The 14,835-nt window shown below is 74.7% G+C and carries 11 protein-coding genes; 6 read left to right on the top strand and 5 right to left on the bottom strand.

The window, feature by feature from the left end:
- The gene (locus C593_RS0113500) at positions 1-927 is read right to left on the bottom strand and encodes a GntR family transcriptional regulator (RefSeq protein WP_018847821.1); all 927 of its coding nucleotides are present in this window, start codon (positions 925-927) and stop codon (positions 1-3) included.
- A gap of 153 nt (positions 928-1,080) precedes the next feature.
- On the opposite strand from C593_RS0113500, the gene C593_RS0113505 reads away from it, so the two are divergent.
- Together C593_RS0113505 and C593_RS0113510 are read left to right on the top strand one after the other, a co-directional pair.
- Positions 1,081-1,926 carry a (2Fe-2S)-binding protein gene (locus C593_RS0113505; protein ID WP_026277661.1) on the top strand — a complete coding sequence of 282 codons (846 nt, stop codon included), beginning with the start codon at positions 1,081-1,083 and terminating at the stop codon, positions 1,924-1,926.
- A 348-nt stretch (positions 1,927-2,274) separates the two neighbouring features.
- A complete protein-coding gene (locus C593_RS0113510; protein ID WP_018847823.1) occupies positions 2,275-3,366 on the top strand; it encodes a DUF2637 domain-containing protein in 1,092 nt (363 codons plus the stop codon).
- 44 nt (positions 3,367-3,410) lie between these two features.
- Here the strand turns inward: C593_RS0113510 and C593_RS0113515 are convergent, their stop codons facing one another.
- The 3 genes from C593_RS0113515 to C593_RS32470 form a co-directional block, all read right to left on the bottom strand.
- Complete coding sequence (locus tag C593_RS0113515; protein WP_078521485.1) at positions 3,411-3,923, bottom strand: ATP-binding protein; 513 nt, start codon at positions 3,921-3,923, stop codon at positions 3,411-3,413.
- Between the two features lie 112 nt (positions 3,924-4,035).
- On the bottom strand, positions 4,036-5,778 hold the full coding sequence (locus C593_RS0113520) for a pyruvate dehydrogenase (RefSeq protein WP_018847825.1): 1,743 nt from the start codon (positions 5,776-5,778) through the stop codon (positions 4,036-4,038).
- A 71-nt stretch (positions 5,779-5,849) separates the two neighbouring features.
- The gene (locus C593_RS32470) at positions 5,850-8,087 is read right to left on the bottom strand and encodes a protein phosphatase 2C domain-containing protein (protein WP_018847826.1); all 2,238 of its coding nucleotides are present in this window, start codon (positions 8,085-8,087) and stop codon (positions 5,850-5,852) included.
- 1,005 nt (positions 8,088-9,092) lie between these two features.
- Here C593_RS32470 and C593_RS0113540 point away from each other — a divergent pair.
- The 4 genes from C593_RS0113540 to C593_RS0113555 all read left to right on the top strand — a co-directional run bounded on the left by C593_RS0113540 (position 9,093) and on the right by C593_RS0113555 (position 13,576).
- Entirely contained in the window at positions 9,093-10,094 is a 1,002-nt protein-coding gene (locus C593_RS0113540) for a helix-turn-helix transcriptional regulator (RefSeq protein ID WP_018847829.1), read from the top strand.
- A 121-nt stretch (positions 10,095-10,215) separates the two neighbouring features.
- A complete protein-coding gene (locus C593_RS0113545) occupies positions 10,216-10,698 on the top strand; it encodes a DUF456 domain-containing protein (protein ID WP_018847830.1) in 483 nt (160 codons plus the stop codon).
- A gap of 119 nt (positions 10,699-10,817) precedes the next feature.
- Positions 10,818-12,701 (top strand): choice-of-anchor A family protein, encoded by a 1,884-nt coding sequence (locus C593_RS29630; RefSeq protein WP_051093683.1) that lies wholly within the window; start codon positions 10,818-10,820, stop codon positions 12,699-12,701.
- A 197-nt stretch (positions 12,702-12,898) separates the two neighbouring features.
- The gene (locus tag C593_RS0113555) at positions 12,899-13,576 is read left to right on the top strand and encodes a L,D-transpeptidase family protein (RefSeq protein WP_018847831.1); all 678 of its coding nucleotides are present in this window, start codon (positions 12,899-12,901) and stop codon (positions 13,574-13,576) included.
- Positions 13,577-13,621: 45 nt separating this feature from the next.
- Here the strand turns inward: C593_RS0113555 and rsgA are convergent, their stop codons facing one another.
- A complete protein-coding gene (rsgA, locus tag C593_RS0113560; RefSeq protein ID WP_018847832.1) occupies positions 13,622-14,734 on the bottom strand; it encodes a ribosome small subunit-dependent GTPase A in 1,113 nt (370 codons plus the stop codon).
- Positions 14,735-14,835: the final 101 nt, after the last annotated feature.

The following is a 14,835-nucleotide window of genomic DNA, read 5'->3' on the forward strand; positions in this document are numbered from 1 at the left end:
TCAGACGTCCGCTCCGGCGAAGTGCTCGCGCACCAGTGACTGCACGACCGTCAGATCCCGGGCGATCAGCGCCTCCAGCAGGGCCATGTGCTCGGCGGCGTCCGCGACCAGGACGGCCCGGTCGGGAACGGCGCTCGCGGGCCGGGCGCCGGCCACGGCGGACAGCGGCCACTGGGAGCGGCGGTGCAGGTCGTCGGCGACGGCGAGCAGTTGCTCGTTCCCTGCGTGGGCGAGTACGGCGCGGTGGAAGGCCCGGTCGGAGTCGGCGTAGCTCGCGCGGTCACCGTGCGCCGCCGCGACGACGGTCGCCTCGGCGAGGGGGCGCAGGGCGGTCCAGCGGTCGGCGGGGACGGTACGTGCGAGCCGCAGCATCACGGGCACCTCGATCAGGGCCCGCACCTCGGCGAGCTCGGCGAGCTCCCGGCCGGTGCGCACGCACACGCGGAAGCCGCGGTTGGGCACGACCTCGACCGCGCCCTCGACGGCGAGCTGCTGCATCGCCTCGCGCACGGGCGTGGCGGAGACGCCGTAGCGCTCGCCGAGCGCGGGAGCGGAGTAGACGGCTCCGGGCGCCAGCTCCCCGTCGACGAGCGCGGCCCGCAACGCCTGAAGCACCTGCTCCCGCACGGAATGCCGCCGCACGCCCCGTGTCCGGGCCGGGCCGGGCGACGGGAGCCACGCGTCCCCCGCCCCGGTGGCGGGACTGCCCCCGTCACGGTCGTCCCGCGCCCGGTGGGGCGCGGCCGTGCCCTCGGCGCCGCGCGCGGGCCGTGCCCCGCCCGCCGTGGTGCCGTCGCGCGGCGCGCCCGCCGTCGGCGAGGCCCCGCCCGCGGGGGCCCGCCCGTCACCCACCGACGACCCCTGCGCGGGCACGCGCAGGGGTGCCGGGGCGCCCGGCGCGGACGCGCGGGGGCGGGCCTGCTCCACTCGGGTCTCCTCGGTCGGCCGGGTACGGACCCGGCTGGCGTGTGCGAGGCCCGGTGTGCACGATAGGCGGGCAGGGCCGCGGTTCAAACACGGCGGGAGATCAGGTAAGGTAAGGCTTACCTGCTAACGATCGTCGATTCGGTGGTCCCCGGCATGACCGTTCCCGCCCTGCTCCCCGCCCTCGCCTCCCCGGTGAGCGGGTCCTACGCGCGCCTGACCGAGGTGTTCTCCGGTCTGCGCGTGACCGAGCTGAGCCCCGGCGAGCCCTTCCCCGAGGACGCCGGCTGGGTGCGCGCGGACGAGCTCGCGGCGGGCGGCGAGGCCCTCGACACCTTCCTGGCCTGGGACGACGCCCAGGTCCTGCGGGACTACGGACAGCAGGCCCGCCCCGATGTGACCGCCAGCTTCGGTCTCCACCGCTACGCCTGGCCCGCCTGCCTGCTGGTCACCGTGCCCTGGTTCCTGCACCGCCGGGTGCCCCGCGTCCCCCCGGAGCAGGTCGCCTTCCAGCGCACCCTCGGGCGGATGGCCGTGAGGATCGACACGTTCTCCTGCCTGCCGGGCGATCCGGGCGCCGATCTGCCCGGCGCCCGGGTCGTCCCGGACGAGGAGGCCCTGCGGGCCGAGGTCCGCGCGGCCGTCGCCGAGCACCTCGGTCCCGTGCTGGAAGGATTCGGCCCCCGGATGCGCCGCCGGGGCCGGGCCCTGTGGGGCATGGCGACCGACGAGATCGTCGAAGGGCTCTGGTACGTCGCCCACCTCCTCGGCGAGGAGCAGCGCGCCGTGACCGAACTGGAGCTGCTGCTCCCGGGCGCCACCAAGCCGTACGTGGGGACGGCCGGCTTCCGCGAGCTGACCGGCCCGGACGGGGAGGTGCTGCCCACCCGCGACCGGGCGAGCTGCTGCCTGTTCTACACACTGCGCCCCGAGGACACCTGCGCGACCTGCCCGCGCACCTGTGACGCCGAGCGCGTCGAACGGCTTCGGCAAGGGGCCTGACCCCGACCGGCGCCGCACCGACCCGCGCGGGACCGCACCGACCCGCGCCCGACCGCCACCGGCCACCCGGGGCCCGCGCCGGACCGACCGCCTGCCACCGGGGGCCCGCGCCGGACCGCCCGCCGTCCACAGCGGGACCAATCGGACTCCCACGACTCCACGCCACCCCTTCGGGCGGCCTCGAATCGAACACAACCTCCCTTCCCCGTAGTTCAGTTCGACCAGATCACGCCCAACTCCGCTCCCGAGCGCCCCGATGGCGTGGTCTTGCGCGGAAACCCCCTGAGCGGGTCGCACGGTCGGCCACTATGGCCGCCGAAACGCCTCACGCGATGCAAGGGACACCGCATGCGACTGACCGACATATCGCTGGACTGGCTGCTTCCCGGCGGCGTGATGCTCCTGGGAGTCCTGGCGGCGGTTGCGGTGCTCACCCGCGGCAAGCGCGCCGGGAACTCCGACGCCAAGGGCGCGGCCGACGACTCCTGGGAACGCAGCGAGGAGCGCCGCCGGCGCAAGGAGGCCGTGTACGGCACGGCCTCGTACGTCCTGCTGTTCTGCTGCGCGGCGGTGGCCGCCGCGCTCTCCTTCCACGGCCTGGTCGGCTTCGGCCGCCAGAACCTGAACCTCTCCGGCGGCTGGGAGTACCTGGTCCCGTTCGGCCTCGACGGGGCGGCCATGTTCTGCTCCGTCCTCGCCGTGCGCGAGGCCAGCCACGGTGACGCGGCCCTCGGGTCCCGGCTCCTGGTGTGGCTGTTCGCCGGGGCGGCGGCCTGGTTCAACTGGGTGCACGCGCCGCGCGGCCTCGGGCACGACGGCGCGCCGCAGTTCTTCGCGGGGATGTCGCTGTCGGCCGCGGTGCTGTTCGACCGTGCCCTGAAGCAGACCCGCCGGGCCGCCCTGCGTGAGCAGGGCCTGGTGCCGCGCCCGTTGCCCCAGATCCGGATCGTGCGCTGGCTGCGGGCACCCCGGGAGACCTTCGCCGCCTGGTCGCTGATGCTGCTGGAGGGCGTGCGGACGCTGGACGAGGCGGTCGACGAGGTCCGCGAGGACAGGCGGGAGAAGCAGGAGAACCGGATGCGCCGCCGGGACCAGGAGAAGCTGGACCGGGCCCGGATCAAGGCGTACAACCGCCAGCACCGTTCCTGGGGGTTGGGGAGGGGCCGCGCGACGCAGCTTCCCGCGCTCGGCCCAGCTCCTGGCGGGCAGGGGCAGGCATCGCAGGCTTCCGCGGTGGAGCCGGCGGGGTCCGTCGTGGAGCCCGCCATAGCCGAGCCGGGACAGCTGCCCGTGCGCGCCCGGCCCTCGCTCCAGGCGGTGGGCACCCGGGGGGCTGACCCGGTCACCGTCGACCTGACGGCCGAGGACGACACCCAGACCCTGCCGCGGCTCGACTCCCTGGAGCGCAAACTCAAGGACCTGGAGCAGCAGTTCGGCTGAGCCGAGTGTCTTCCCGCCCCCGGCGGGAAGACACTCGTGCCGTGCTACGCGGCGGCCTCCGCGTGCAGTTCGAACCAGATCACCTTGCCGACGCCCTGCGCGGTCCGCACGCCCCAGGCGTCGGCGAGGCGGTCCACCAGGAACAGGCCCCGGCCCGAGGTGCCGAGGCCGGCGCCGTCCGCCCCCTCGGAGCCGTCGCCCGACGCCCCGTCCGAACCGGCCTCCTCCGCAGCGGTGCCGGGTGCCTCGCGGACCGGGAGGACGGCGACGAAGTCCCGTACCTCGACATGGAGCCGGGCGTCCTCCACGGTCGCCGTGACCACCGCGCCCCGGTCGGTGTGGACGAGGGCGTTGGTCACCAGTTCGCTGGCCAGCAGCTCGGCCACGTCGACCGCGTCACCCGCTCCCTCGCGCGCGGAGCCGGTCCCCGGGTCGGGCCACTTGCCGAGCAGGTCCCGTAAGGCGTGCCGGACCTCGGGCACGGCCGTCAGATCGCCGTGGCCCAGCCTGCGGTGGAGCCGCCCCCGTACGCCGGCTCCCCCGTGACGTGCAGTCATTTTCCCCCCACTCGCAGCGAGTTCACACCTGCCGGCCGCGTACGCCGTGTACGCGCCCACGGGATGCATGCCCCACTCGGTGAGCACCACTCATCCGGATCGGCCCGGAGCGTCAGGGGCGGGGCACGTTGCGCAGGTTGGACCGGGCCATCTGGGCCATCCGGCCCACCCCGCCCTCCAGGACCATTCTGCTCGCCGACAGTGCGAAGCCGGTGACCATCTGGGCCTTGATCTTCGGCGGGATGGACAGCGCGTTGGGGTCGGTGACCACGTCGACGAGAGCCGGACCCTTGTGCTTGAACGCGTCCTTCAGCGCGCCCGCGAGCTGCTTCGGCTTCTCCACCCGCACCCCGTGGGCGCCGCAGGCGCGGGCCACGGCGGCGAAATCCGGGTTCTGGTTGGCCGTGCCGAACGAGGGGAGCCCGGCGACCAGCATCTCCAGTTCCACCATCGACAGCGCGGAGTTGTTGAAGAGGACCACCTTCACGGGCAGGTCGTACTGGACCAGGGTGAGGAAGTCGCCCATCAGCATGGTGAACCCGCCGTCCCCGGACATGGACACCACCTGTCGGTCCCGGTCGAGGAGTTGCGCCCCGATCGCCTGGGGCAGCGCGTTCGCCATCGAGCCGTGGCTGAAGGAACCGATGATCCGGCGGCGGCCGTTGGGCGAGATGTAACGCGCGGCCCAGACGTTGTTCATCCCGGTGTCGACGGTGAACACCGCGTCGTCGTCGGCGAGTTCGTCGAGGACGGAGGCCACGTACTCGGGGTGGATCGGGGTCCGCTTCTCCACCTTGCGGGTGTAGGCGCGGACCACGCCCTCCAGGGCGTCGGCGTGCTTCTTCAGCATCTTGTCCAGGAAGCGCCGGTCGGACTTGGCGCGCACCCGGGGGATCAGACAGCGCAGGGTCTCGCGCACATCGCCCCAGACCGCGAGGTCCAGCTTGGAGCGGCGCCCCAGGTGTTCGGGCCGGACGTCGACCTGCACGATCTTCACATCGTCCGGGAGGAAGGCGTTGTACGGGAAGTCGGTGCCGAGCAGGATCAGCAGATCGCACTCATGGGTGGCCTCGTAGGCGGCGCCGTAGCCGAGGAGACCGCTCATACCGACGTCGTACGGATTGTCGTACTGGATCCACTCTTTGCCGCGGAGCGCATGCCCGACGGGGGACTTGACGCGCTCCGCGAACTGCATGACCTCGGCGTGCGCGCCGGCGGTGCCGCTGCCGCAGAAGAGGGTGATCCGCCTGGCCTTGTCGATCATGCCGACCAGTTCGTCCAGCTCCGTGTCGCCTGGGCGGACGGTGGGGCGGCTGGTGACGAGGGCGTGCTCGGCGGTCTTCGCCGGGGCGGGCCGGTCGGCGATGTCTCCGGGCAGGGTCACGACGGAGACCCCGCCGCGGCCGACGGCGTGCTGGATCGCCGTCTGGAGGAGGCGGGGCATCTGCTGCGGGCTGGAGATCATCTCGCAGTAGTGGCTGCACTCGCGGAACAGCAGCTCCGGGTGGGTCTCCTGGAAGTAGCCGAGACCGATCTCGGAGGAGGGGATGTGCGAGGCGAGGGCCAGCACGGGGGCCATGGAGCGGTGGGCGTCGTAGAGGCCGTTGATCAGGTGCAGATTGCCGGGGCCGCAGGAGCCGGCGCAGGCCGCGAGCCGGCCGGTGAGCTGCGCCTCGGCGCCCGCGGCGAAGGCGGCGGCCTCCTCGTGCCGCACATGCACCCAGTCGATGCCGGGGGTCCGGCGGACGGCGTCGACGACGGGGTTGAGGCTGTCGCCCACCACCCCGTACAGGCGTTCGACACCGGCGCGGACGAGGATCTCGACGAACTGCTCCGCCACGTTCTGCTTGGCCATGGGATTGCGAGCCCTTCCCGTGTTCCGGACGTACCTCGGCCCCGACGTCCATCAATGCACGGGCACGCCGCTCACGCCTCCCAGACGGCCACCGCCGTACGGTCGTCGGCGTACCCCTTGACCCTGATCTGGGTGTCCGCCAGGAACGCGGCCATGCCCGGGGCGGGCGATCCGTTCCAGCGGTCCGCCAGTTCACCGGCGAGGGCGGGCTCGCCGCGCAGGGGTTCGGCCAGGCCGGCGCCGCAGAGCAGCAGGGTGTCCCCCGGGCGGGCCACGGACGCCCGGAAGCGGAACGGTTCGGCCGGCGGGGGCACGGGGTCCTCGATGTACGGGGCGCGGGGCGTGACGATGTCGAGGTCCATGGTGAGCCGGTCGCCTTCCGGGCCGGCCTCGGGAGGCGACGAGCCGTAGCCGACGACGGGCTCGCCGGTGACGTCGGCCGGGGCGGGGTCCGGGGGCTCCAGGTCCTGCCAGTCGCCGTCGCGCAGCCGGAACAACCCGCCGGGACCGACGCCGAAGAACACCCGGGTGCGGCAGTCGGGGTCGGCGGGGAGCAGCAGGCAGCGCAGGCCGACGCGGTACTCCTCCGGTTCGACGCCGAGTTCGGCGGCGCGGGCCCGGAGTTTGCCGAAGCTGCGGTCGGTGAGGCGGTGCAGGCCGGACTTGAGGTCGCCGCGGCGGCCCGCCCTTATGTCGTCGCCGAGGCGGGCGTGGCTGCGGCCGACGGCGGAGCCGATCCAGCGGCAGGCGTCGGCCGCGGCGAGGTGGGCGTGCTCGGTGCGGCGGCTGCCGCTGGCGACGGCGACGAGCACGAGGGCGGTGGGGCCGGTGCCGAAGCGGGCCGTGAGCAGCGCGTCGCGGCGGGGCTCGCCGCGGAAGCGCGCGGAGTCGCCCCGCACGGAGGCGGCGCGCAGGGTGTACGTGCCGTACCGGGCGCCGTCGAGCACGGTGTCGGGCACCAGCGCCGCGAGTTCGAGCGCGTCGGTGGCGGGCAGTGCGGTGGGCTCGGGGTCGTACGTGGGCGGCCCGTCCCCCACGACGCCGCCCCGGGGGCGGGGCACGAGGTGGGGCGGGTCGCCGGCCGCGTCCCGGTCGGGTGGTTCGCCGGGGCCGCGGGCGTCGGGCCCTGTCGCGCCGGGTCCTGTCGCGCCCGGCCTCGTCGCGCCGGGTTCTGTCGCGCCGGGTTCTGTCGCGCCGGGGGTGGCCTCGGCACGGGCGCTCTCCGGCGCGGAGGGACTGGCGGCCTCCGGGGCGGGCGCGGGCGGCAGGGTGGGGCCGGTGTAGTGGCGGCGCTGCGGCAGCTCGCCGTCACGGCTCGCGGGCGGGACGTCCCGGAAACCACCGGCGGGCGGCGCGGCGGGCGGCAGCCAGGGCGGCTCCGCGGGGACCTCGGGCGGCCCCGCCGGCCGGGGTGGCGGCTCCTGCGCCCGCTCGGGCGGGGCCACGGCGGCGGCCCGCGGGTCGGCCACGCCGGGGCCGTCGGCACGCGGCGCGCCCGGCTCCGGGCCGACGGCCCGCCCGGCCCGATCCGGGGCCCGGTCCGGCGGGTGGCCGGGGGGCCCGCCCAACGGGGCCTGGGTCGTGAGGTCCGCGTCCGCCGGGTCCACCCCGGCCGGCGGGGCGGAGCCGGGAGGCTCCTCCGCCCGGTCCGGCGGCATCTCCGCGCGGTCCGGGGCCCCGCCCACCTCCGCCGGGGCCGTGAAGTCCGCCGTGTCCACCCGGTCCGGAGCGGGGGTCCCGCCCGCCTGGGCCGGGGCCGTGAGGCCCACCGGAGCCCGGTCCGGGGCGAGGGCCCCACCCACCGGGGCCCGGTCCGAAGGCGCGGACCGGTCCGCGCCGGAGGCCTCGGTCGCCGGAGCCCGGCCCGGCGGGGAGCCGGTGGCCGGACCCGGCCCGGTCCCGTCCGCCGGGGCCGCCCCGGCGTCGGCCGGAGGCGCCGCCCCGCCCACCCGGGCGGAGCCGGGAGCCCGGTCGGCCGGGGCCGCCCCGGCCCCCCGCGGGAAACCGGGAGGTTCCTCCACCCGGTCCGGAGGTGCCATCCCGTCCCCGGGGTCCACCCGGTCCGGAGGCACGTCCCCGTCCACCCGGTCCGGGGCGGACGGCCCGGACGCGGGGGCCGCCTCCGACGGAGGGTCCCACCAGGCGCGGGTGAGGGCGCCCGACGCCGAGGCGAAGCGGTCGTCGACCGTGTCGCCCGTCGGGGCGGGCGGTGCGCCCGTGTCCGGGGCGGTGTCGTCGTAGAGGCGTTGCCACCAGTCGTCCTCGGACCGCTGTCGTCGGGCCGGCGGCCTCTCCCCCTGCTCGCTCATGCCCCTATTGTCCACCGCGGGGCCCCGCGGAAAACGGTGTCGCCCGAAAAATGGCAATGCGACAAATCGCCGCCACCGCGCACGAAGCAGCGCGCAAAGCCGCGAACGAAGCCGCGAACGAAGTGGTCCGCCGGGCGGCCCAACCCCCCACGGGAAAGACGCCCGGCGGACCGGTCGTGATCAGCGCACGGCGTATGCGCCGACCACGAGCTGGGTGACGGAGTCGCCGTCGGCGTCCGTCAGTTCGGTGCGCAGCGTGACCTGTTCGCCCCCGGCGCCCGTGTGGTCCACGGTCGCGGTCCAGGTGCCGCCGTCGTCGTAGGACGGGGACGAGGACGGGTCAAGGACGGCTTCGCGGCGGTCAGGGCCCGGGGGCGGTAGCCCGCGTGACCCATGACGCCCGGCGTGATCCGCCGGCCGTCTCGCGCCGGGACGGTCCTGAGACCGTCCTGCGGAAGACCGTAACCCGGCAACAGCAGGGGATGCCCTGCGAGGACGCGCTCTCGTCAAGACGGGGGCGGAACTTCCAGGTCGTCCGCAGCTCGGTGGAGCGCTTCCGGACCGCGGCGGGTGAGCCGGTCTTCCGCTGTTCCAGTACCAGTTCGCACGCGGCCTCGTCGGCGGGAACCTCGAAGACCCCGAACGGGACTCCAGTCTGCCCTATCTCCTTGCCCGACTCCAGGCGCTTGGGCAGCGGGGCCTCTTCGCCGGCGTCGCGGGTCACCAGGAAGCGGCCGGCGGCGGTGGCCGCTCCCCGTGCCGTACGCGATATCGGGCGCATCGCCCTCCACATCCGAAACCGGCGTCGAACGGGCGCAAGAGCCCTGTCGCCGGGAGCCGTTGGTGCCGCGGTGGCGCGGTGGCGCGGTGGCGCGGTGGCGCCACATTGGCAGAGGAACGGCTGATGCGGCGATGATGTCCGGCGGCGGGTTCACGCCGTGGCCGTTTTCCGCCACGGCGGTGCCGTCTCAGGGGATGAAACGCACGTCAGGGGAGGTCCGGAGGGTGCTGGGAGCGATAGGACTGGACGAACGGCAGGAGACCGCGTACCGGGTGCTGGTCGCGATGGGGGCGGCGGAGATCGGCGATCTCGCGCACCGCCTGTCGCTGACCGAGCCGGAGACCGAGCGGGCGCTGCGCCGCTTGGAGCAGCAAGGTCTAGCGGCGCAGTCCTCGGCACGGACGGGACGCTGGGTCGCGGCCCCGCCCGGGGTGGCGCTGGGGGCGCTGCTGACACAGCAGCGGCACGAGCTGGACCAGGCGGAGCTGGCGGCGGCGCTGCTGGCGGAGGAGTACCGCGCGGAGTCGGCGCAGCCGTCGGTGCACGATCTGGTGGAGGTGGTGACGGGCGCGAGCGCGGTCACGCACCGTTTCACGCAGTTGCAGCTCGGCGCGGTGGAGGAGGTGTGCGCGCTGGTGACCGGGAAGCCGGTGGCGGTGAGCGGGACGGACAACGAGGCGGAGGAGAAGGCGGCCGTCCGCGGGGTGCGCTACCGGGTGGTCGTGGAGCGGGAGGTGCTGTCGGTCCCGGACGGGATCACGGAGCTGTCGGCGGCGCTGGGCCGGAACGAGCGGGTCCGGGTGGTGGGCCGGGTGCCGACGAAGCTGGTGATCGCGGACCGGGCGCTGGCGATGGTCCCGCTGACCGGCCGGGGCGCCGAGCCCGCTGCCCTGGTGGTGCACGCGAGCGGGCTGCTGGAGTCGCTGTCGGGTCTGTTCGAGTCGGTGTGGCGGGACGCCCTGCCGCTGCGCCTGGCCCGGGTCGGTGACACCGTCGTCGAGGAGACGGCCGCCGGGCCGGACGCGGTGGACCTCCAGGTGCTGTCGCTGCTGCTGGCGGGGATGACGGACGCGAGCGTGGCCAAGCAGCTCGACCTGGGGTTGCGCACGGTGCAGCGCCGGGTGAAGGGGCTGATGGAGCTGACCGGGGTCACCACCCGGCTCCAGCTCGGCTGGCACGCGTACGCCCGGGGCTGGGTCGCCCGGGATCTGCGCCGGCCGGGCTGAGCCGCGGCCGTCCCGGGGCCGCCCGCCCGCACCGGCGGCCCCGGCGGCCCGGCTGACCTGCGCGAACGGTGCCCGCGCCGCGCGATCTGCGGGGAGGCGGCCCATCCTGCACTCTGGGCAGATGGGCGTATGGCAGCAGGTGCTGGTGGGCGGGGTGATGCTGCTGGGTCTGCTGGGCGTGCTGGTTCCTGGGGTGCCGGGGCCCTGGCTGGTGTGGGCCGCCGTCCTGTGGTGGGCGGTGCAGGAGCTGTCCGGCGCCGCGTGGGGGCTGCTGGTGGGTGCCACCGCCGTGCTGCTGGTCGTCCAGGTGGTGGTGTGGCTGCTGCCGCCCCGCAGACTGCGCGGTCTGGGCATCACCCGCCGGATGGCGGTGTACGCGGGGGCGGGGGCGCTGCTCGGCTTCGTGCTGCTGCCGGTGGTGGGTGCGGTGCCCGGGTTCATCGGCGGGATCTATCTGTGCGAGCGCCGGCGGCTCGGCGGGCACGCCCCGGCGAAGGCATCCACCCGGGCGGTGATGCGGTCGGCGGGCACGAGTGTGCTGGTGGAGCTGTTCGGCTGCCTGCTGGTGGTGGGCGCCTGGGTGGGGGTGACGGTCGGAGCCTGAGCCCGGAGCAGCAGGCCGCAACCGGGGCGACCCGTTCGGGTGGGATCGCTCGGGTGAACAGAGGAAGGTCGTGCGTCGCGCACCGGCCCCTTGCGAGCGGGTGCTCGAACATGCCCCGCATGAGACCCATCTCCCAGCGCCTGGCAGCGCTGCGTTCCCGCGCCGGCGCGACCGGTGCCGCGTGCGCCGTCCTCGCGACGGCCGTCCCCGTGCTCGCCTTCGGACCGGGTGCGGCCCCCGCGGTCGCCGCACCTCTTCCGGGCGGTCTCGGTCCGTGCGTGCCCGGCGACTGCCCGGACCCGTTCCCCGGGATCAACAACGGCCCGTTCGCCGGGCGGGACGACGCGATCAACATCTTCGTCGGCGACGACTTCCTCGTCCGGGGCCGGGCGGCGGAGGCCGAGGGCCGCGTCGTCGTCCTCGACAGCTTCGACCAGAACAAGGACCCGGCCGCGGGCGGGAACTACAACCTCGGGATCGTGGGCGTCGGCTCCCGCGTGCCGCCGCCCGTCGACTCCGACTTCCTCACGACCGGCGGCGACGTGACGGTCGCGGCCGGGCAGACCCTGGACACCACAGGCGGTCTGACGACCGAGCGGGGCATCGTGCGGCACGCCGGCACGGTGACCGGCACCGTGACCGGCGAGCTGATCCAGGACGACGCCGCGGTGGAGCCCTACGCGGGACTCCGGGACGAGCTCACCGACGCCAGCCGCTGCTACGCCCGGGTGGACGGGCAGCCGCGAACCCCCACGGGCACGGCCGTCAACGAGGTCTTCCAGACCACGTTCACCGGGGACGGCACCTCGGCCCTCCAGGTCTTCAACGTCGACTTCGACCTGGTCAACCCCAACACGGGGGGTCAGCAGGGCATCGTCTTCGACAACATCCCGGCCAATGCGACGATCCTCGTCAACCTCCTCGGGGCGAACCGCACCATCAGCACCTTCAGCGGCGGCATCGACGAGTCCGACCCGCTGAACGGCTACCGCGAGCGCCTGCTGTGGAACTTCCCCGACGCCACCGAGGTGGACCTGGCGGGCACCGGCCAGTTCCAGGGCAGCGTCCTGGTCGGCGAGCAGTCCTCGATGACGACGGTGACCCTGCCGGGCGTCAACGGCCGCTTCTTCACGACCGGTTCGCTGACCCACACCAGTGCGGCGACGGGCGGCGGCGGTCAGGAACTTCACGCCTACCCGTTCGACGGCGACCTGCCCGACTGCGGCGACCCCCAGCCCACCACCGGGTCCGTCGAGGTGGTCAAGACCGACGCGGAAACCGGCGACCCCCTCGCCGGAGCCGACTTCGAACTGTGGCAGGAGACCAACAACACCCCCGGCCTCCAGACCGACGGCACCAACCCCGACACCCTCACCGACACCTGCACCACCCCCGCCACCGGCACCTGCACCACCGACAACCTCCCCCTCGGCACCTACTACTGGCGCGAAACCGGCGCCCCCGACGGCTACGAACTCCCCGACCCCGCCGTCTTCGGCCCCCTCACCCTCACCGAGGACAACGCGGCCGAAGGCGTCACCATCACCGCCGTCAACACCCCCACACCCACCCCGGCCACAGGGTCCCTGCGGCTGCTGAAGACGGACGCGAAGAACGGCGACCCGCTGGCGGGCGCGGTGTTCGAGCTGTGGCGCGAGACCAACAACATCCCCGGCCTCCAGACCGGCGGCGCCGCCCCGGACACCCGGGCCGACGACTGCGCCACCGACAGCGCGGGCACCTGCTCCTTCGAGGATCTGCCCCTCGGCACCTACTACCTGCGTGAGACGGCCGTCCCGGAGGGCTACGTACTCCCCGGCAACCCGGTATCCGGACCGTACGAGGTGACGGAGGAGAACAGCACCGGCGGTGTGACCGTCGAGCTGGACAACGAGCGCGGAGAGCCCTGCAAGGACAAGGACTGCAAGGACCGTCCGGGCAAGGACCGTCCCGGGAAGGACCGGCCGGGTAAGGACCGCCCGCGCGTGACCGCCGGTCTCTGACCCGTCCGTGCGCCGCACCGGACCGGTGCGGCGCACGCCGGCTCGTACCCCGGGGCGCTCACCGGTTCGGCCGCTCAGGAGTGGGCGGCCGAACCCGGTCGCTGGTCGACTGGCGGGACCGAACCGCGCTCCCGCCAGGAGGTCGTGACGTGCCCCGCCCTGACCGCAGACACCGCATACCCCGCATACCTCGTGCCGTGGCCGCAGCAGCGGCCACGGCACTGCTCTGCACTCTCGCCGCCACCGGACCCGCGCTCGCGGCGGCCCCCGCCGACGCCACCGCGTGCACCGCCCCCACCGGTCCCTACCAGCGGCCGCTGGAGAAGTACCTCGAACGGCCCGTGGACGGGCGCCAGTCGGAGGCCGACTGCCGGGCGATCCGCGGCTTCCAGCGCGAGTACGGCGCGCCCCGCACCGACGGGTACGCGGACCTCGGCACCTACCGGACTATGGTCGCCGCCGAGGCGTCGGCCGACCCGAACGCCGCCGGGCACTGCCCGGTCCGCTCCCACCGGGTGACCTGCGTGGACATGGACCGCCAGCTGCTGTGGGTGCAGACCGGCGACCGGGTGGACTTCGGACCCGTCCCCGTCCGCACCGGGCGGGACGCGCAGGAGACCCGGCCCGGCTGGCACACGGTGTACTGGCGCAGCCGGGACCACGTCTCCACCCTCTACGACAACGCGCCCATGCCGTACGCCCAGTTCTTCGACGGCGGGCAGGCCTTGCACGGGCGCCCCGGGGACCTGTACGACGGCGGCGGCTCGGCGGGCTGTGTGAACCTGTCGCTCGACGACGCGGCCACCCTCTGGAACCTGCTCGGCCTCGACGACCGCCTCTATGTGTGGGGCGTCAAGCCGGGCACCGCCGACTGACGGCGCGGGTCCGCACCCCGGCCGGGGTGCGGACCCGCGGCCTTGTCACCGGAGGCGGCCGCGCTTGGCCTCCATCGCCGCGCGGCCCTGGGCGCCGCGCAGCTTCCAGTCCCGGCGCAGCTCCGCCCGCAGCCGGGCGTCGGTCTTGGCGACGATGCGGCGGTTCTCGCGGAGGAGCTTGCGGTAGCTGTCCAGCCGGCGTTCGTGCAGGCTGCCGTCCTCGACGGCGGCGAGGACCGCGCAGCCGGGCTCCGCCTCGTGGGCGCAGTCGTGGAAGCGGCAGCCGGCGGCCAGGTCCTCGATCTCGGCGAAGACCTGGCCGACGCCGTCGCCCGCGTCCCACAGGCCGACGCCCCGGACGCCGGGGGTGTCGATGAGGACTCCCCCGCCCGGCATGACCAGGAGGTTGCGGGTGGTGGTGGTGTGCCGGCCCTTGCCGTCCGTCTCCCGGGTCGCGCCGGTCTCCATCACCTCCTCGCCGAGCAGCCGGTTGGCGAGGGTGGACTTGCCCGCGCCGGAGACGCCGAGCAGGACGCCGGTGCCGCCGGCCAGGATCGCGGTGAGCTCCTCCATCCCTTCGCCCGTGGTGGCGCTGACGGGCAGCACCGTGACGCCGGGGGCGACCGTCTCCACGTCCTGGACGAGGTGGGACAGGCCGGTGGCGTCGGGCACCAGGTCGGCCTTGGTGAGGACGACCAGCGGGGTGGCGCCGCTCTCCCAGGCGAGGGCGAGGAAGCGCTCGATGCGGCCGAGGTCGAGCTCGACGGCGAGCGAGACGCAGACCACGGCGTGGTCCACGTTGGCCGCGAGGATCTGCCCCTCGGACCGCTGGGAGGAGGTGGACCGCACGAACGCGGTCCGGCGGGGCAGCACGGCACGTGCGTACTGCGGGTCGCCGTCGGGGTCGACGGCGACCCAGTCACCGGTGCAGACGACCCGCAGCGGGTCGTGCGGGGTGACGAACTCGGTGTCGGCGTGCACGGTGCCGACGGGGGTGATCACGTCGCAGCGGCCCCGGTCGACACGGACGACCCGGCCGGGCAGCAGACCGCGCCCGGCGTAAGGGGCGAACGCGTCGGCCCAGGCGTCGTCCCAGCCGTGGGCGGCGAGGGGGTGTGCGGACGCGTCGGAGGACGCGGACGGTACGGAGAGGTTCAACGGGAGCCCTTCGCAGGGTGGCCCCGGCGGGCGCCGTTACGGCGCGGGAGAGGTGTGTGGTCAGCCGGAGGCCACGGAGGAGGTGCGGTGGATGCGTCGGA

The sequence above is a fragment of the Streptomyces sp. CNT372 genome, from assembly GCF_000377145.1.

What these genes read in the sequence shown, in the direction of transcription:
- C593_RS29630 (WP_051093683.1), top strand. Translation starts at nt 10,818, where the DNA reads ATGAGACCCATCTCCCAGCGCCTGGCAGCGCTGCGTTCCCGCGCCGGC.
- C593_RS0113510 (WP_018847823.1), top strand. Translation starts at nt 2,275, where the DNA reads ATGCGACTGACCGACATATCGCTGGACTGGCTGCTTCCCGGCGGCGTG.
- C593_RS0113545 (WP_018847830.1), top strand. Translation starts at nt 10,216, where the DNA reads ATGGGCGTATGGCAGCAGGTGCTGGTGGGCGGGGTGATGCTGCTGGGT.
- C593_RS0113505 (WP_026277661.1), top strand. Translation starts at nt 1,081, where the DNA reads ATGACCGTTCCCGCCCTGCTCCCCGCCCTCGCCTCCCCGGTGAGCGGG.
- C593_RS0113520 (WP_018847825.1), bottom strand. Translation starts at nt 5,778, where the DNA reads ATGGCCAAGCAGAACGTGGCGGAGCAGTTCGTCGAGATCCTCGTCCGC.
- C593_RS32470 (WP_018847826.1), bottom strand. Translation starts at nt 8,087, where the DNA reads ATGAGCGAGCAGGGGGAGAGGCCGCCGGCCCGACGACAGCGGTCCGAG.
- C593_RS0113515 (WP_078521485.1), bottom strand. Translation starts at nt 3,923, where the DNA reads ATGACTGCACGTCACGGGGGAGCCGGCGTACGGGGGCGGCTCCACCGC.